The following is a 17367-nucleotide window of genomic DNA, read 5'->3' on the forward strand; positions in this document are numbered from 1 at the left end:
ACCCATTGGAATCAATGCAGTATCAGCTCGCGCTCGTTTTTGACAAAAGTCACAGCGCGTTCGACAACACCTTTGTCGGCGAGAATGCGACGGTGGCCGAGCCCATCGGCCCAGTGCAGCCGCACATGGCTGCCGGCGCCGGCGTAGCGCCTGGCATGGTCGGCGGGGACTTCGCGGTCGTCCGGCGCGTGGATGACCAGCGTCGGCACCGGCGCCTCAGCCAACTGGCGGTCGCCGGTGAATTCATGCAGCGGCCGGCCCGACAGCCTTTTCACCTGATCGGCCATGGAAACCTGCGAACGCGGACCGACATTGAGCATGCGGCTGAAGTCGGCGAAGATCGCCGGCAGGGAACTTGGCGCGGCGACCAGCACCAGCCGCTCGGCCGCGACGGGCTGGATACCCTTGATCGAACCGGCAATGGCATTGGCGGCGACGGCGCCACCGAAGGAATGGCCGACGATCGCCTTGAACGGACCGAACCATTCGCCGGCGACCCTGACCGCCTCGACCGCATTGACCATATTGAGATGACGGCCCAGCGACTGGCCATGGCCCGGCAGGTCGAGCGAGGCGACCCGGTAGCCCGCATCGCGAAAGCCTTCGATCAGCGCCCGCATATATTCCGTGCGCGAACGCCAGCCATGGACCACCAGCACCGTGCCGGCGGACGCCCTGCCCGGCTCGGGCCGGAATTCGTGCACCATGACGCAGCCGGCCTTGGTCGTCAGCCGATGATGGCGCGCCTCGGCCATGAAGCCGGCGGCGCGGTCGACCGCACGCCGCTCGCCGTCGCTGAGCGCCTTCACGCTCGGCGTGCGGCAGAACAGTTCGAAGGCCGCGCGCCCGCTCAGACGCGGCGCCACAAGCTCGGCCGCGCCGAACACGCCCCGGATGACCTTCAGTCCAAATGATGCCATAGTGGCGATCCATCCATTCCGTTCAAGCATGAACATAATAGTTCAAACATGAACATTAAACAAGAGCTGCCCTGGGACAACCCGCGCTTTCGCAACTGGGTCGCGGTGGCGCGCGCCTGCCATGTGCTGGAGCGTGCGCTGGCGGTAAAGCTGGCGCCGCTGGATCTCAAGCCGGCGCAGCTCGACGTGCTGATGAACCTCTATCGCCATCCCGGCATGTCGCAGCACGATCTCGCCCGCAAACTGCTGGTCGGCCGCTCCAACATCACCATGCTGTTGCCGCAGCTCGAGGCGCGCGGCCTGCTGCGCCGCGAAGGCGATGAGAAGGACAAGCGCGTGCTGCGGCTGACGCTTACCGAGGCCGGCACGGAGCTTTTGATGAAGGCGCTGAAGGTGCATATGGCGCTGATCGAAAAGGCGATGAGCCAGTCGACAGCGGAACAGTGCGATATGATCGGCGAACAGATGCGCAAGATCTATGACGTGCTGAAGGATACCTGAGCCGTTCGATCCACGCGCCTCCCACCTCACCACATCGTCTTCTTCGCCCGCTCCGGCCATTCCTTGTCGTAAGTACCGGCATCGATGTTCTTGCGGCTGGTGACTTCCAGGATTGTTCCGGGTGTCGGCAGCGATTTCGGGTCGACGTGCTTTGCCGGGTTCCACAGCTCCGAGCGAACGATGGCGCGGGCGCACTGGAAATAGACCGAATCGACATCGACCACGGTGACCGAGCGCGCCGGCTTGCCTTCGACGGCGAAGGAGGCGCAAAGCGCGGCGTCGGTGGCGATGCGGGCGCGGCCGTTGACGCGCAGCGTCGTGCCCGAACCCGGCACAAGAAACAGCAGCCCGACGCGAGGATCGCGGATGATGTTCTTAAGCGAATCGGCGCGGTTGTTGCCGCGTCGGTCCGGCATCATCAGCGTTCTCGGGTCATGCATGCGCACAAAGCCGGCGAGATCGCCGCGCGGCGAGCAGTCCAGCCCTTCCGGCCCGCTCGTCGCCAGAGCGACAAAAGGCGAGGCTTCGATGAAGGCGGCATATTCGGGAATGACGTGGTCGAGTTCCTTGACCGTCGACGCTTCGCCGGGCAAGCCGTAGAGCGCTTCAAGTTGTTCAACCGATGTGATCTCAGACATTTCCCGTCTCCGAACCGTTGCCAGCGTTACCCCCAGTCAATGACGTTTTGCCGACAGTGCCGAACTAGCGGTCGCGGCTCAGTCCCTTCTCCTGGAGCTCGGCGAGATAGGCATTCCAGCGCGCGTCCTTTTCGTGGCCAAGCGTGTGCAGGTAATTCCAGGTGAAGATGCCGGTGTCGTGAAAATCGTCGAAGGTGATGCGCACGGCGTAGTTGCCGACCGGCTCGATCTTGAGGATGGCCACGTTGCGCTTGCCGGGAACCGTCACGCGCTGGTCCGGCGAATGGCCCTGCACCTCGGCCGAGGGTGAAGCGACGCGCAGCAGTTCGGCCGGCAGTTCGAACGGCCGATGATCGGGAAAGGTGACGGACAGCAGTTTTCTGTCCTTCGAGACCCTGAGTTCCTTCGGCGCCGTCATTGTTCTGCATCCCGTCAATCCGCCCTTCCCTACGCTGCTTCGCGCGAGCGGAAAAGGCCATTTGGACCCGGCCGACACCGGATGTCGGCCAGGGAATGTCACCAAAGATCCAGAGCGGCTATCTTGAATGGCGGGTTGGATCGTATCACATAGCCGTATATAACGGCGCCACTCGCAGCCACGGGAATGCTTGAACGCATGGACATGATCGATCCCTTCGGTCGCACGATCAGCTACTTGCGCGTGTCGGTCACCGACCGCTGCGATTTCCGCTGCACCTATTGCATGGCCGAGGACATGGCGTTCCTGCCCAAGAAGGACCTGCTGTCGCTCGAGGAACTCGACCGGCTCTGCACCGTCTTCATCGAAAAGGGCGTGCGCAAACTGCGCCTCACCGGCGGCGAGCCGCTGGTGCGCAAGAACATCATGCATCTGGTGCGCCAGCTGTCGCGGCACCTGAAGAGCGGCGCGCTGGAAGAGTTGACGCTGACCACCAATGGCTCGCAGCTGTCGCGCTTTGCCGCCGAGCTTGCCGATTGCGGTGTCGAGCGCATCAATGTCTCGCTGGATACGCTCGATGCCGACAAGTTCCACGCCATCACCCGCTGGGGCCATCTCGGCAAGGTCATGCAAGGCATCGATGCCGCGCAGGCGGCGGGGCTGAAGGTGAAGCTCAACGCCGTTGCGCTGAAGGACTTCAACGACGTCGAGCTGCCGGAGATGATGCGCTGGGCGCATGGCCGCGGCATGGACTTGACCGTCATCGAAACCATGCCGATGGGCGAGATCGACGCCGACCGGACCGACCAGTATCTGCCGCTATCGCTGCTGCGCGCTTCGCTCGAGCGCCAGTTCACGCTGAGCGACATCCCCTACAAGACCGGCGGTCCGGCCCGCTACGTCCATGTCGCAGAGACCGGCGGCAGGCTGGGCTTCATCACGCCGATGACGCATAATTTCTGCGAAAGCTGCAACCGCGTGCGGCTGACCTGCACCGGCACGCTCTATATGTGCCTGGGCCAGGAGGATGCCGCCGACCTGCGCGCCCCGCTGCGTGCGTCCGAAGGCAACGAACTGGTCGCTGCTGCCATCGACGAAGCGATCGGCCGCAAGCCGAAAGGCCATGATTTCATCATCGACCGCCGCACCAGCCGCCCGTCGGTGTCGAGACATATGAGCGTCACCGGCGGCTGATTTTCTCCGCGATTGGTGCAGAATGCTTCCGTTGGAAGCGAGGGGGATTTCCATGCAGCGTGTTTGCCAAACCGGGCTGTCAGCGCTGGTCGTGGCCCTATCATTGGCGACCACAGTGGCGCTCGCAAAGCCGTTCACCTACATCAATGCGCGCTATGGCACGGTGTGCACGTTCCCGAGCCAAATTTTCAGCAAGCCGATGCCTGAGTCCCTCAATGGCGACGGTCGCAAATGGCTTAGCCCCGATGGTGCGAGCTTGTCCTGTTACGGCGGATACAAGCTGACGGAAGATACGCCCGACAGTCTGGTTGAAAAGGAAAAGGCCGACCCTGACTCTGGGGAAAAGGTCACTTACAGCAAAACCGGTAAGAACTGGGCAGTGGTCTCAAGCACCAAAGGCGACAAGATCTTCTATACCCGAATCGTCTTCGAAAAAGAGGATGCAATCCATACAGTCTGGATCGAATATCCCGCCTCGCTCAAGGCCAAGTACGACCCACTGGTCGGCGCTATCGGCGACAGCCTGCATGGGGCTGAGCAACACTGGGAATAAATCGCTCTCGACGCTGCAAACCCGATTTACCGCCATCGCGTTCCGCCCTAAATTTCGGCCTATAGCGGCTCGTCGCTGGGTTTGGGGGAATACGACATGCGCACATTCTTACTTTCTCTTGCACTGCTTGGGTTTGCCGCCGCGCCGGCAGCAGCACAGTCCATCGGTGGCAGCTACACCGTCGCGGGCACCAATTTCGACGGCTCGAAATATGGAGGCGAAGCCACCATCACACTGACCAGCGAGACCACCTGCACCATCCATTGGGAGACGGGCGGATCATCGTCGGACGGCATCTGCATGCGCAACGACGTTGCCTTTTCCGCCGGCTATGTCATGGGCAAGGAAATCGGTCTCGTCGTCTACAAGGTAGAAGATGACGGCTCGCTGCACGGCCTGTGGACCATCGCCGGCAAGAACGGCAGCGGCACCGAGGTGCTGACGCCGAAATAAGGCTGCCGGTCATCCGGCCAGCCCTCTCAGGGATTTCTAGGGGCCACGGGTGAACATCCGTGGCCTATTTCTTTGACGTTGCTGTCTTGCCGCCGGCTGCTACAGGCTTGAGCGGTTCACCGTTTCGCCGAAACGTCGAACCGCTTTATTCTTTGTTTTCACGCAATTCCGGACGGAAAACCGTTTCACACTTTTCCTGGAATTGCTCTTGCAAACCGGTAACGCCCTTGCCTCTTTCCCCAAACATTCGCGGCGCGCTGTGCATGATGGTGGCCATGATCGGCTTCACCCTCAACGACGCCATTACCAAGTTCTCGTCGGAATCGATGAACATGGCGCAAGTCATGCTGGTGCGCGGCGCCTTTGCGTCGCTGCTCGTCGGCCTGCTCGCCTGGCAGCAAGGCGCGCTCGCACGGCCGGGCTCGATGCTGCAGCCGCTGGTGGCATTGCGCGTGATCGCCGAGGCCGGCGCCACCGTCGCCTTCCTTGTCGCATTGGCGCATCTGCCGATCGCCAATGTCTCCGCGGTGCTGCAGGCGCTGCCGCTGGCGGTGACGATGGGGGCGGCACTCGTATTCAGCGAAGCGGTCGGCTGGCGGCGCTGGCTGGCGATCGCCGTCGGCTTCGGCGGCGTGCTGATCATCGTGCGACCAGGCTTCGAAGGCTTCAGCGTCTATTCGCTGTACGCACTCGTCAGCGTCGCCTGTTGCGCAGTACGTGACCTCGCCACCAAGCGCATCCCGAGGGCTATCCCGACCTTGCTGGTGTCGACGGCAACGGCAATCGCCATGACCATCGTTGGCGCCGTGCTGCTGTCGCCGATGGGTGGCTGGACGCCGATGTCCGGCAAAGGCACGGCACTGTTGGCATTGGCGGCGGTGCTGGTGCTGATCGGCTACCAGTTCATCATCATGGCAATGCGGGCCGGCGACATCTCCTTCATTGCGCCATTCCGCTACACCGCCCTCTTTTGGTCGATGCTGCTTGGCCTCATCATCTTCGGCGATGTTCCCGACCTGCCGATGATCTTCGGCTCCGCCATCATCATCGGCTCCGGCCTCTACGCGCTCTATCGCGAGCGGGTCGCCGGCCGGCAAAAACCCGCAGCCGAAAGCGCTGGACCCGACATGGCGCCGGACGGCATATAGTTTGGCCATGAGCCAAGACATTGCAGGAATTATCCTCGCCGGAGGCCTATCACGGCGCATGGGCGGCGGCGACAAGACTTTGCTGGGGCTTGGCGGGCGTCCGCTTCTCGACCATGTGGTTGCCCGCCTGGCGCCGCAGGTCGGATCGCTGGCGGTCAGCGCCAATGGTGACCCGGCGCGCTTCGCCGCGGCCGGTCTTCCGGTTCTCGCCGATACGGTCGAAGGCTATGCCGGACCGCTTGCCGGAATCCTCACCGGCCTCGAATGGGCGGCAGCGAATACCGCTTTCAAGGCATTGGCGACGGCCGCCGGCGACACGCCGTTCCTGCCGGTGGATCTGGTGGCAAAGCTGGCCGCTGCCGCGACCAGTCGGCCGGGCTCGATGGCGGTTGCCAGTTCCGGCGGCCGGCAGCATCCGACCTTCGCGCTGTGGCCGCTCGGGCTGCGTCAGGCCTTGCGTCATTTCCTGATCGACGAGGACAACAGGCGCGTCTCCGCCTTCATCGAGCGGCACGACTGTGTCGAAGTGGAATTTCCGTTGCTGACCCACGGCAGTGACGAGATCGACCCGTTCTTCAACATCAACACACCGCACGACCTTGCGGTGGCCGAGCGTCTGTCGCAGAGCATCGGCCCATGAACATCTTCGGCATCACCGGCTGGAAGAATTCCGGCAAGACCACACTGACCGAGAAGCTGGTCACAGAACTCGTCCGGCGCGGCTGGACAGTGTCGACGGTCAAACACGCCCATCATGAGTTCGACATCGACAAGCCTGGCGCCGACAGCTTTCGTCACCGCCAGGCGGGCGCCACCGAAGTCGCGGTGGTGTCGGGCAAACGCTGGGCGCTGATGCATGAATTGCGCGGTGAGGACGAGCCGACGCTGGAGACGGTCCTGTCGCGGTTGGCCCCGTGCGACATCGTGCTGGTCGAAGGCTACAAACGCGAGGTGCATAAAAAGATCGAGACCCGGCGGCAGGAGGCCAAGGACCGCTCGCCGCTGTCGGCGAACGACGGACATATCGTGGCGATTGCCGCCGACTTCGCGGTTACCGGCGAAAGCCTGCCTGTGTTCGATCTCGACGACACGGGAGGGATAGCCGACTTCATCGAGCGCATGACCGGCCTCAAACCTTGAGGCGCCTGCCCTCGCCCGGGTCAGCCGCCCTCTTCAGCCGTTGCATTGTCTAAGCGCGTCGCGCCTGAACGGCCTCATGCGACGCGCTTCAGGTTGTTTTATTTATGCATGTCGTCGTCCCAAAACCGCTGCGCACTTTTGGGCGACATGCATTAACCCGGCGTCGGCATTGGCTGGACCCGCAAATCCCGCAAGCAACGGTTTTACAGTTGCTTTTCTCCCGAAAACAGTGGGAGTATCGCGCCAGCGGGCGGTCAAAAGCACCGCCCCACAGAGCCGTTCCGGAACGACGGCCGGGAGCCATAAAGAGAGGACTATCATGCGTATTGCACTGCGTATCGCGCTCGCCGCATCGGCTGCGCTGCTGACGCTCGGCGTCGCCCAGGCTCAGGAAACGACCCTGAGAATCGGCACCGAAGGCGCCTACCCCCCATTCAACAACCTGACCTCCGACGGCCAGCTCGTGGGCTTCGACATCGACATCGCCAAGGCGCTCTGCGACGAGATGAAGGTCAAGTGCACCTTCGTCGCCCAGGATTGGGACGGCATCATTCCGGCCCTGCAGGCCGGCAAGTTCGACGCCATCGTCGCCTCGATGTCGATCACGCCGGAGCGCGCCGAGAAGGTCGACTTCACCCACAAATACTACAACACGCCGTCGGCGATCGCGGTACCCAAGGATTCGACCCTCAAGGGCGTGACCAAGGAAGACCTGGCCGGCAAGACCATCGGCGTCGCAACCACCACGACGCATTTCAATTATGCCTCGAAAACCTATACGGACAGCACGGTCAAGGGCTATCCGAGCAGCCCCGAAGAGCAGGCTGATCTCGCCAATGGCCGTCTCGACGCGATCGAGGACGATATCGTCGTGTTGCAACAGTTCCTGGATTCGCCTGATGGCGCCTGCTGCAAGATTCTCGGCCAGCCTTCGCCGCAGCCGGTCGATATCTTTGGACCGGGCGCCGGCATCGCCGTGCGCAAGGGCGAGACGGATCTGGTCAACAAGTTGAACAGCGCCATCGACGCAATCCGCGCCAACGGAAAGTACAAGGAAATCAACGACAAGTACTTCAAGTTCGACGTCTTCGGCGCCGAGTCCTGATCGTCTGAAACAAGGCGGCAGGGGAAATTTCCTGCTGCCGCCTTGGCCTGACAGAAGTGGAGACAAGACCCGTCAATGCCAAGCCAGAACATATGGATACTTCTCACTTGGGGACCCGATGGCTGGATTGACGATATTGCCTATGGCGCACTGGTCACCATTGCGCTCGCGCTGGCGACACTGCCGATCGGCCTGACGATCGGCTTTTTCGTCGCCTGGGCAAAACAATCCGAAGAGCCGTCGCTTCGCGTGGCTGCCAACATCTACACCACGGTGTTTCGCGGACTGCCGGAACTGGTGACGCTTTTCCTGTTCTTCTTCGGCATGCCGATCCTCTTGCAGTATGTCATCCGTCTGTTCAGGCCGGAAGCGACGGTCGATGTCGACAGCTTCCTCGCCGGCATGATCGTGCTGTCGCTGATCTTTTCGTCGTATTCCAGCGAAGTCTTCCTGTCGGCCTTTCGCGCCATTCCGAAGGGCCAGTATGAGGGCGGCTATGCGATCGGGCTGTCGAAATGGCAGACGATGCGCAAGGTGATCCTGCCGCAGCTGCTGCGCATCGCCTTCCCCGGCCTTGAGAATTGCTGGCTGAGCCTGCTCAAGGACACGGCCCTGGTGTCGGTCGTCAATCTGGCTGAAACCTTGCGCAACGCCGGCGTGGCGGCCCGTGTCACCAAACATTCCTTCCTGTTCTACAGCGTCGCGGCGATGGTGTTCCTTATCCTTGCCATCCTGTCGTCGATCGCCACCGGCTTCATCCTGCGTTCGCTCGGGCGGAGGGAGGCACGATGAGCGTCGTGACGCGCGCCGCCGTCGACATAGAGAAGCCACCACCACGGGCGCGGGGCTGGCCGCGGGCCCGTATCGTCGGCTACGCGCTGGTGGGCTTCTGGATCCTGTTCGGCATCGGCATCGCCGTCTATCTGGTTTACGCTTGGAATGGCGAGTTCTTCGCCAGATACGCGCCTGCCTATCTGCAGGGCTTGGGAACCACGCTTGCGCTGGTGGCCATCTCGATGGTGCTCGGCGCGCTCTTTTCGCTGCCCGTCACCTATGCCCGCATGTCAACGAACCGCTATTTGTCCGTCCTGGCCTATTGCTACGTCTATTTCTTCCGCGGCACGCCACTGCTCGTCCAGGTCTATCTCGTCTATTACGGCCTGGGCTCATTCCGGGTGCAGCTCGAATCCGTCGGACTGTGGTGGTTCTTCCGCGACGCCTTCAATTGCGGTGTGTTCGCCTTCGCGCTCAACACCGCCGCCTACCAGGCCGAAATCCTGCGCGGCGCCATAGAAAGTGTTCCGAGAGGCCAATGGGAGGGCGCTGCTTCGCTCGGCCTGCACAAATTGCAGACGCTGCGCAAGGTCATCCTGCCGCAGGCGTTTATCGTGGCGCTCCGGCCCTACGGCAATGAACTCGTCTTGATGATCAAGGCCTCCGCCATCGTTGCCATCATCACCGTCTATGATTTGATGGGCAACGCCAAGCTGGCCTACGCCAAGTCCTTCGACTTCCAGGCCTATGTCTGGGTCGCCATCGTCTATCTGGTGATGGTCGAGATCCTGCGACATGGCGTCGAATGGATCGAGCGGCGGATCACCATTCATCTGATCCGCTGAGCGGTCGGCTGTATCAGTCGATCGGCTCATGCGCGTCTTGACGAATTGTGTGCAGTGCCTAGAGCTTGCGCTGACAATTTCGCTTTCATCTGAAGGGCAAACCCATGGCATCTGTGGCATTTCTCGGTCTTGGCGTGATGGGCTATCCCATGGCCGGGCACCTTAGGAACAAAGGTGGCCATGAGGTCACCGTCTACAACCGCACCGCAGCGAAAGCCGAGCAATGGGTTGCCCAGCATGGCGGCAAGCTTGCTTTGACGCCGGCAGAGGCCGCAGAGGGCCAGGATTTCGTCTTCTCCTGCGTCGGCAATGACGACGATCTGCGCTCGGTGACGACCGGGGCCGATGGCGCCTTCGCCGCGATAAAAAAAGGCTCCGTTTTCATCGACAACACCACCGCCTCGGCCGAAGTCGCGCGCGAACTGGCCGACGCCGCTGAAAAGGCCGGCTTTTCCTTCCTCGACGCGCCGGTTTCCGGCGGGCAGGCGGGCGCCGAGAACGGCGTGCTGACGGTGATGGTCGGCGGCGAGCAGGCTGCCTTCGACAAGGCCAGGCCGGTCATCGACGCCTTTGCCCGGATGGTCGGGCTGATGGGTCCGTCGGGCGCCGGCCAGCTCACGAAAATGATCAATCAGATCACCATTGCCGGGCTGGTTCAGGGACTTGCCGAAGGCATCCATTTCGGCAAGAAGGCCGGGCTCGACATCGAGAAGGTCATCGAGGTGATTTCCAAGGGCGCTGCCGGGTCCTGGCAGATGGAAAACCGCCACAAGACGATGAATGCCGGTAAATATGATTTCGGCTTTGCCGTCGACTGGATGCGCAAGGATCTCGGCATCTGCCTCGATGAAGCCGACCGCAATGGCGCGAGACTGCCGGTGACCGCCCTTGTCGACCAGTTCTACAAGGATGTGCAGGCGATGGGCGGCAAGCGCTGGGACACCTCGTCCTTGCTGGCGCGCCTGGAAAAATAGGCGTTCGCAATGGCCGAGCTTTCGCCCCAATCGAGCGCCGATGAGATCGTCGCCCATTTGCGCTCGATCGGCTCGGAGGACAATCGCCGCGGTATGCTGCGCTACGGCATCAAGATCGAGCGCGCGCTCGGCATCTCGCATGGCATGCAGCGGCAGATCGCCAAAAAGATCAAGCGCAACCACGAGCGTGCTTTCGAGCTTTGGCAGACCGGCATCATGGAGGCGCAGTTCATCGCTTCCGTCACGGCCGACCCGAAGCGCTTCTCAGCCGCGGATGCACGACAATGGGCCGCGTCCTTCGATTCCTGGGATATCGTCGACGGCGTCTCCGATCTCTTCGTCGACACGGACGCCTGGAAGGAGCTGATTGAAGAGTTCGCGGCGGACGAGCGCGAGTTCGTTCGACGCACGGCCTTTGCCATGATGGCGTGGTCCGTCGTGCACCGGAAGCAGGAGCCGGAGGCGACTTTCCTCGGCTTCCTGCCGATCATCGAAGCGCATGCCGCCGACAGCCGCAATTTCGTGAAGAAGGCGGCAAACTGGGCGCTTCGTTCGATCGGCAAGCGATCGTTGGAGATGCACGGTGCTGCCCTTGCCGTGGCCGAACGGCTGGCCCAGTCGACCGACAAGACGGCTCGCTGGATTGGCAAGGACACTGTCAGGGAACTCACCAATGCCAAGATCATCGAGCGGATCGCCGCCAGAAAAGGCTGACCTGGCAACCCGTTTGCCGACGCAACCTGGCCGCCGGCTCTCCCAGACATATGATGCGGCTCAAGCGTTGACGCAATTGGCCAGGACGTCTTTACTTGGCCTATGACCAAACATCTCCAATCGACCCTCGCGCTTGCAGCCGCGTTGTTGACAGCCGGTACCTTCGACGCCTCAGCGCAAACCGCGCATATCTTTTGGAAGGATCTCCGCCCTGCGACGCAGGCGGTGGCCGAAGATGCCGGCCTGCCGATGATTGCGGCAAAACTGCCCGATCGTGGCGAGACATTGTCGCTCAACCTGCAGGACAAGACCGTACAATTAGCCGGCTATGCATTGCCGGTCGACCGTGATGGCGATCTCGTCTACCAGTTCCTGCTGGTGCCGTGGACAGGCGCTTGCAGCCACATGCCGACGCCGCCGCCCAACCAGATCGTGCTGGTGACGCCGGCCCGTCCCTACAAGATGTCGCAGGCCTATGAGTCGGTTGCCGTGACCGGCGCCTTGCGGCCCGGCTTGGAGAAGAGCCAGTTGTTCATTCTCGACGGCGTCAGCATCATCCAGTCCGGCTACACCGTACGCAAAGCCGATGTGGTGGCAGTCGACACGGTGCCGGACACGATCACGCTGCCGGTCAACTCGCCCTGGAGTTTCCTCAACAAAAAGAAAAACTAAGCGCCGCCGGCTTGTGCAGCGTCACCGCCCAGTCACGGACAACCGCGCTCAGGCCGCGTTGGCGCCGGATTCCTTGTCCAGCAGCATGTAGTCGAGCGGCATTTCGGTCGTGTACTTGATCTGCTCCATGGCGAAGGACGACGACACGTCGCGGATCTCGATCTTGGCGATCAGCCGCTTGTAGAAGGCGTCATAGGCGGCGATATCGGGCACCACGACGCGCAAGAGATAATCGACGTCGCCGCTCATGCGGTAGAATTCGACCACCTCGGGAAATTCCTGGATGACTTCCGAGAAACGCCGCAGCCATTCATGGCTGTGCGAATTGGTGCGGATCGACACGAAGACGGTGACGCGCACATTGACCTTTTCGTGGTCGAGAATGGCGACGCGCCGCTTGATGACTCCCTCTTCCTCCAGCTTCTGGATGCGGCGCCAGCACGGCGTCGTCGACAGGCCGACTTTCTTGGCGACATCGGCAACCGCGAGCGTCGCGTCCTCCTGCAGGAGGCGGAGAATTTTTCTGTCGAGGCGATCCATTGAGGTGCTCCTTGTGCAGGCCGCGTTCCCTCGGGCGCGACGCGCTTTGGGAATAGATTGGCTATACTCCCTCTTATTTCGACCTTTCACAAGAAAGAAATTCTGCCGGATGGCACAAAAGCGAGTGATATCTTGCTTAAAGTCTAATCTATGCGATAGCGGATTTCCGATCTCAGAAACGGCAGCAAATCCATTTCAAACCATGGATTCTGCTTCAGCCATCCTGAGTTGCGCCATGACGGGTGTGGCAGCGGCAGCACTTTCAGGCTGGCCGGCGCATCCCAGATGGTGCGCCAGTCCTTCACGGTTTCGGTCAGCGACGGCCGGCGCGTGGCGCCCATATGCCAGGATTGCGCGTAGGAGCCGATTGTCAGAACGAGGTCGATCTGCGGCATCAGCGCCATCAGCGGCGCGCGCCAGGCCAGCGCGCATTCTCGGCGCGGCGGCAGGTCGCCGCCCTTGGCGTCCTGGCCGGGGAAGCAGAACCCCATTGGCACGATGGCGAATTTATCCGTGTCGTAGAATTCCTCGCTTGTCACGCCCAGCCAGCTTCGCAAGCGGTGGCCGGACGCGTCGGTGAACGGCATGCCCGACAAATGCACCTTTGTGCCTGGCGCCTGGCCGGCGAGCAGGATGCGGGCGCTGGATGATGGCAGCAGCACCGGGCGCGGCTCGTGCGGCAGTGGCCTGCCGACTGGAGTGTCGACGCAGATGCGGCAGGCGCGGACCTTTGCCGTCAGGCGTTCGAGTTCCGCCTCCATCAGGCGGAAGCGCTCGGGCGACTGGAGACGGCACTGTACCAGCGCAGCACGTTTGTGCACTCGTCCGGCACTTTGATGCGCGCCGGTTTCATGAAATCCATGGCGATCATGCCGGTGATATCGGCGATCGAATAGGCGTCGCCGGCGGCGAATTCGCGGTTTGCCAGTTCGGGGTCGAGCAGTTTCAGGAATTCAACCGCTTTCGCCTTGTTGGCCTCGCCCCATTCGGGGATCTGCGGAATTTCCCATTCCTTCATCGCCGGATGGATGTGGCGAAAAGCCTGGGCGACGCAGCTGAGCAGATTGAACTCCATGCGCCTTTGCCACATCTCGACCTTGGCCTTGCCGAGCGCGCCTTGCCCGAACAGCGCCGGTTCGGGATGCAGTTCCTCGAAATAGCGGCAGATGGCGACGGATTCGGTGAGGATGGTGCCGTCGTCGAGCTCGAGCACCGGCAGCCGCTGCAGCGGGTTGCGCGACCTGACCGGCTCCTGCTTGTGCCCCATCGCACCCATGTCGACCGGCACCAGCGGCACTGCGATGCCCTTTTCGGCGAGGAAAACCCGCACGCGCCGCGGATTGGGGGCGCGGCCGCCGTCGAACAGTTTCATGCTTATCCTCCCGATCTGGTCCTTCAACTATAGTGCTCGTCACCAGAAGCGAAACATCTCTCGCAAGGCGTCACCGACCGAAGCCAGGGTGCCGTGCTTTCTTTCGAGCGGGCCGCCGTGGTGGCTTTCGCGCCAGTCTTGCGGCTCATCGAACGTGCCGGCCCAGATGCCAACCTTGCCGGCGCGGGCAATGGCCTGCTCGGTGTCGAAATCGCCATAGGCAATGGCCCAGCCGGCCTCAACCTGGGCCCGGTTGAGATCCTTGCCGCCGGCCTTGCAATCGCCGAGCAGGCGGCCGTAGCGGTCGCGCTGCCAGCCGCTGCAGGTCACCGGATTTCCTGATATCAGCCGCACCAGCGCCTGGCGCGCCAGCCTGCCGCAGGCGTAGTCTGCGCCATCCCTACGGCAGATCTGCTGGTATTCCGGAGCGTCGATGCCGCGCATGCGGATACGTTCGGTGCCAAGAGTGAGTGAATCGCCATCGTTGACGATCGCCACCCCTTCCGCCTTGCGCGTCTCGAAACGGTCGAGGCGTGCGGCGAGCAGGATCAGCAGGCCGAGCAGAATGACCGTCAGCGCGTAATCCAGCAGCTTGCGCCACAGGCTTCGCGGCGGCGGCGGATAGTATCGCCGGCGCGGCCTTGGCGACCACGAACGGCTCATATGGCAAACAGTCTCTTAATCATTCGAACGTAGCTTAACGAATTGAGATCGCTGCGCGCATAAATCGAAGTTTCCATGCCTCTGCTACGCTCGAACACAGCGGATAAATTCATTGTGGACCGCCGGAAACCGCACCGCAACAGCGATGTGGCGCGCGCGGTGCGCAAGACGCGCGACCGTCTTTCGCAGCAGGTTGGCAATCTCGACTTCGACCGTGAACTGCTGAAGCTGCATGCCGGGACCATGGTGCGCGGCGCAGCCGTCATCCCACTGCTGGTGTTGGCGGTCGCGGCGGCCGGGCTGCTGGCCGGTGTGGACAAACAGATCAGCGTCTGGGCGCTGTTCACCCTGATCTGCTATTCGATCGTCGCCTTCATGGCGCACCGCGTCGAACGCACCGAAGCCGCCGAACTCAACCCTGTTCGCACCCGCAGGGAATTCCTGATCGGCCATTCGCTGTGCGGCCTCGGCTGGGCGTGGTTCGCCTGGCTCGGCTGCGCCACCTGCCAGATCGACCAGTTCCAGGTGGCCAAGGCGGTGGTGCTGCTGCTGGTCATGGCGGCGACCGCTATCATGGCGTCGTCCTTGCGCGGCTCGCTGCTTGCCACCTTCGTCGTTCCGGTGGCGGTCTATGCCTATGCCGAAACGAAATTTTGGGTGCCGGTCGGGACGATCATGGTCGCCCTGCTGGTCGCGGCATTGCCGTTCTTTGCCTATATCGCGCGCCATCTCAACCGCTCGTCGCTGATACTTCTGTCCTTCCGCTCCGAAAAGGATGCGCTGCTCGCCGAGGTGGAGACCGCGAAATCGATGTCGGACGAAGCTCGTCGGCGGGCCGAAGACGCCAATCTGGCGAAGTCGCGCTTCCTTGCTTCTATGAGCCATGAGCTCAGGACGCCCCTCAACGCCATTCTCGGTTTTTCCGAGGTGATGGCCAATGAGGTGCTCGGGCCGATGAGCAACCCGACCTATCGCGACTACGCCCGCGACGTGCACGATTCCGGCCAGCATCTGCTCGACCTGATCAACGAAATCCTCGATCTGTCGCGCATCGAGGCCGGCCGCTATCAGCTCAACGAAGAGCCGGTGATGCTGCTCAACATCGCCGAAGATTGCTGCCACATGATGGAATTGAAGGCGCGCAACAAGGACATCCGCATCGTCCAGGATTTCGAAAGTGCCCTGCCGCGGCTGTTCGCCGACGAGCGCGCGGTGCGGCAGATAACGCTCAACCTCCTGTCCAACGCCATCAAATTCACCGCCACCGGCGGCGAAGTTCGCGTGCGCGTCGGCTGGACGGCGGGCGGCGGCCAGTACATTTCGGTCAAGGATAACGGGCCGGGCATACCGGAAGACGAAATCCCGATCGTGCTGTCCGCCTTCGGCCAGGGCTCGATCGCCATCAAGAGCGCCGAACAGGGCACCGGGCTCGGACTGCCGATCGTGCAGGGCCTGCTCGCCATGCATGGCGGCGAATTCGAACTTCAGTCGAAATTGCGCGAAGGCACCGAGGCAATCGCCATTTTCCCGCTCGCCCGAGTGATGGAGGAACTGCCGGCGCTGCCAACCAAGACCGTGGCGGCGGCCCGCCGACGTTGACAGCTTGTTCTAGGCTTTGACCGCCGCCGCCATGCCCGAACTGGTAAGCGCCGCCGCCTTGACCAGACCGGCGGCAAGGGCGGCCCCTACCCCTTCGCCGTGGCTGATGCCGAGATCGAACAGCGGCCTGAGGCCGAGCCGCTCGGCGGCAAGCCTTTGGCCGGGTTCGGGCGACTGGCTGGCCAGCAGGCAATGGTCGAGCGCACCCGGGTTGGCGGCATGCAGCACGGCAGCGGCAGCGGTCGCGGCGAAGCCGTCGAGCAGCACCGGGATTTTTTGCATCCGGGCGGCGAGGATGGCGCCGGCAATGGCCGCAAATTCGCGGCCACCGACCCGGCGCAGTGCTTCCAACGGGTCCTTCAGAGCCGCACCATGGAAGGCGACGGCTTTATCGACTACATCAGCCTTGCGCGCCTGCATGGCCGCGTCCGCGCCCGAGGCGGGGCCGACCCAGTCGGCGCCGCTGCCACCGAACAGGACGGCGCACAAGGCCGCCGCAACGGTGGAGTTGCCGACGCCGAGATCGCCGAGGCAAATCAGATCGGAGCCACCGGCAATGGCTTCCATGCCGAAGGCCATGGTGGCGGCGCAGCCGCGTTCGTCGAGGGCGGCGTCCTCGGTGATGTCGGCGGTCGCAATGTGCAGCGCCAGATCGAACACCTTGAGGCCAAGATTGTTGGCGACGCAAATCTGGTTGATTGCCGCACCGCCGGCGGCGCACAGCTCAACGGCGTTTGCGGTCGCAGCGACAGGGCGCGGCGAGATGCCGTGGCGGGTCACGCCATGGTTACCGGCGAAGATCGCCACCAGGGGCCGGTTCACCGCCGGCGGGGCGCGCCCGCTCCAGACAGCAAGCCAGGCGGCGATGTCCTCGATACGTCCAAGCGAGGCTTTCGGCTTGTCGGCCTTGGAAAACAGGGTGCGCACCCTGTTTTCCGCGACTGTATCGGCAGGCGGCAGGCTCGCCAGCAGATTGCGAAAGTCGTCGAAGGGCAGCGCGCTGGTCATGTCGGTCCTGATCATCCCCTGTGGTTGATCAGCGGCATAACCGCCTTGCCCGGCCGGCACAACTCCCCTCGACATTGGCGCGAAAGCGGTTGCCCGCGCCGCATTCCGAAGGGCTTGCATTGGCTTTGCCGTTGCA

Annotated in this window: 23 protein-coding genes; 14 read left to right on the plus strand and 9 right to left on the minus strand. The window is 62.6% G+C overall.

Annotation, left to right across the window (positions count from 1 at the left end):
- Positions 1-11: 11 nt before the first annotated feature.
- Complete coding sequence (locus tag NLY42_RS21755; RefSeq protein ID WP_023755274.1) at positions 12-920, minus strand: alpha/beta hydrolase; 909 nt, start codon at positions 918-920, stop codon at positions 12-14.
- A gap of 48 nt (positions 921-968) precedes the next feature.
- On the opposite strand from NLY42_RS21755, the gene NLY42_RS21760 reads away from it, so the two are divergent.
- Positions 969-1421 carry a MarR family winged helix-turn-helix transcriptional regulator gene (locus NLY42_RS21760; RefSeq protein WP_023668997.1) on the plus strand — a complete coding sequence of 151 codons (453 nt, stop codon included), beginning with the start codon at positions 969-971 and terminating at the stop codon, positions 1419-1421.
- 26 nt (positions 1422-1447) lie between these two features.
- Here NLY42_RS21760 and NLY42_RS21765 read toward each other — a convergent pair whose 3' ends face one another.
- Entirely contained in the window at positions 1448-2059 is a 612-nt protein-coding gene (locus NLY42_RS21765) for a pyridoxamine 5'-phosphate oxidase family protein (protein WP_023755275.1), read from the minus strand.
- 64 nt (positions 2060-2123) lie between these two features.
- Positions 2124-2477: a gamma-butyrobetaine hydroxylase family protein gene (locus tag NLY42_RS21770; RefSeq protein WP_023668999.1), complete on the minus strand. Its 354-nt coding sequence runs from the start codon at positions 2475-2477 to the stop codon at positions 2124-2126.
- A 198-nt stretch (positions 2478-2675) separates the two neighbouring features.
- Here NLY42_RS21770 and moaA point away from each other — a divergent pair, with 198 nt between their 5' ends.
- The 3 genes from moaA (at position 2676) to NLY42_RS21785 (ending at position 4677) form a co-directional block, all read left to right on the plus strand.
- Complete coding sequence (moaA, locus tag NLY42_RS21775; RefSeq protein WP_031193366.1) at positions 2676-3671, plus strand: GTP 3',8-cyclase MoaA; 996 nt, start codon at positions 2676-2678, stop codon at positions 3669-3671.
- 52 nt (positions 3672-3723) lie between these two features.
- Entirely contained in the window at positions 3724-4224 is a 501-nt protein-coding gene (locus tag NLY42_RS21780) for a hypothetical protein (RefSeq protein WP_023714206.1), read from the plus strand.
- 96 nt (positions 4225-4320) lie between these two features.
- On the plus strand, positions 4321-4677 hold the full coding sequence (locus NLY42_RS21785) for a hypothetical protein (RefSeq protein WP_023755276.1): 357 nt from the start codon (positions 4321-4323) through the stop codon (positions 4675-4677).
- A 145-nt stretch (positions 4678-4822) separates the two neighbouring features.
- On the opposite strand, the gene NLY42_RS21790 is transcribed toward NLY42_RS21785, so the two are convergent.
- Positions 4823-4954, minus strand: a complete 132-nt coding sequence (locus NLY42_RS21790) for a hypothetical protein (RefSeq protein ID WP_280790909.1) — start codon at positions 4952-4954, stop codon at positions 4823-4825.
- Between NLY42_RS21790 and NLY42_RS21795 the strand changes: the two genes are divergently transcribed.
- From NLY42_RS21795 to NLY42_RS21835, 9 genes are all read left to right on the plus strand, one after another.
- Entirely contained in the window at positions 4905-5825 is a 921-nt protein-coding gene (locus tag NLY42_RS21795; RefSeq protein WP_023708356.1) for a DMT family transporter, read from the plus strand. The two genes, NLY42_RS21790 and NLY42_RS21795, sit on opposite strands and share 50 nt — an antisense overlap.
- Before the next feature lie 7 nt (positions 5826-5832).
- The gene (mobA, locus tag NLY42_RS21800; RefSeq protein ID WP_023755277.1) at positions 5833-6465 is read left to right on the plus strand and encodes a molybdenum cofactor guanylyltransferase MobA; all 633 of its coding nucleotides are present in this window, start codon (positions 5833-5835) and stop codon (positions 6463-6465) included.
- Complete coding sequence (gene mobB / locus NLY42_RS21805) at positions 6462-6965, plus strand: molybdopterin-guanine dinucleotide biosynthesis protein B (protein ID WP_023738823.1); 504 nt, start codon at positions 6462-6464, stop codon at positions 6963-6965. Before mobA ends, mobB begins: the two co-directional genes overlap by 4 nt.
- 319 nt (positions 6966-7284) lie before the next feature.
- Entirely contained in the window at positions 7285-8070 is a 786-nt protein-coding gene (locus NLY42_RS21810) for an ABC transporter substrate-binding protein (protein WP_023688509.1), read from the plus strand.
- Between the two features lie 75 nt (positions 8071-8145).
- Positions 8146-8862 (plus strand): ABC transporter permease, encoded by a 717-nt coding sequence (locus NLY42_RS21815; RefSeq protein ID WP_023669007.1) that lies wholly within the window; start codon positions 8146-8148, stop codon positions 8860-8862.
- Positions 8859-9689, plus strand: a complete 831-nt coding sequence (locus NLY42_RS21820) for an ABC transporter permease (RefSeq protein ID WP_023755278.1) — start codon at positions 8859-8861, stop codon at positions 9687-9689. The genes NLY42_RS21815 and NLY42_RS21820 overlap by 4 nt, the downstream gene beginning before the upstream one ends.
- 104 nt (positions 9690-9793) lie before the next feature.
- Positions 9794-10663, plus strand: coding sequence for an NAD(P)-dependent oxidoreductase (locus NLY42_RS21825; protein ID WP_023755279.1), 870 nt, complete (start codon positions 9794-9796; stop codon positions 10661-10663).
- A gap of 9 nt (positions 10664-10672) precedes the next feature.
- Positions 10673-11377 (plus strand): DNA alkylation repair protein, encoded by a 705-nt coding sequence (locus tag NLY42_RS21830; protein WP_023755280.1) that lies wholly within the window; start codon positions 10673-10675, stop codon positions 11375-11377.
- A 102-nt stretch (positions 11378-11479) separates the two neighbouring features.
- Positions 11480-12049: a DUF3299 domain-containing protein gene (locus NLY42_RS21835; protein ID WP_023706850.1), complete on the plus strand. Its 570-nt coding sequence runs from the start codon at positions 11480-11482 to the stop codon at positions 12047-12049.
- 48 nt (positions 12050-12097) lie between these two features.
- On the opposite strand, the gene NLY42_RS21840 is transcribed toward NLY42_RS21835, so the two are convergent.
- The 4 genes from NLY42_RS21840 to NLY42_RS21855 form a co-directional block, all read right to left on the minus strand.
- Entirely contained in the window at positions 12098-12589 is a 492-nt protein-coding gene (locus NLY42_RS21840) for an Lrp/AsnC family transcriptional regulator (RefSeq protein ID WP_023669013.1), read from the minus strand.
- A gap of 143 nt (positions 12590-12732) precedes the next feature.
- On the minus strand, positions 12733-13350 hold the full coding sequence (locus NLY42_RS21845; RefSeq protein ID WP_023755281.1) for a uracil-DNA glycosylase family protein: 618 nt from the start codon (positions 13348-13350) through the stop codon (positions 12733-12735).
- Complete coding sequence (locus NLY42_RS21850) at positions 13350-13961, minus strand: glutathione S-transferase (protein WP_023708349.1); 612 nt, start codon at positions 13959-13961, stop codon at positions 13350-13352. The genes NLY42_RS21845 and NLY42_RS21850 overlap by 1 nt, the downstream gene beginning before the upstream one ends.
- Positions 13962-14000: 39 nt before the next feature.
- Positions 14001-14624, minus strand: coding sequence for a thermonuclease family protein (locus NLY42_RS21855; protein WP_023726596.1), 624 nt, complete (start codon positions 14622-14624; stop codon positions 14001-14003).
- A gap of 75 nt (positions 14625-14699) precedes the next feature.
- Here NLY42_RS21855 and NLY42_RS21860 point away from each other — a divergent pair, with 75 nt between their 5' ends.
- Positions 14700-16223, plus strand: a complete 1524-nt coding sequence (locus NLY42_RS21860) for a sensor histidine kinase (protein ID WP_023755282.1) — start codon at positions 14700-14702, stop codon at positions 16221-16223.
- Positions 16224-16232: 9 nt separating this feature from the next.
- On the opposite strand, the gene NLY42_RS21865 is transcribed toward NLY42_RS21860, so the two are convergent.
- Entirely contained in the window at positions 16233-17231 is a 999-nt protein-coding gene (locus NLY42_RS21865; RefSeq protein WP_023738819.1) for a nicotinate-nucleotide--dimethylbenzimidazole phosphoribosyltransferase, read from the minus strand.
- Positions 17232-17367: the final 136 nt, after the last annotated feature.

It is taken from the genome of Mesorhizobium sp. C372A, from assembly GCF_030323245.1.
GTDB lineage: Bacteria > Pseudomonadota > Alphaproteobacteria > Rhizobiales > Rhizobiaceae > Mesorhizobium.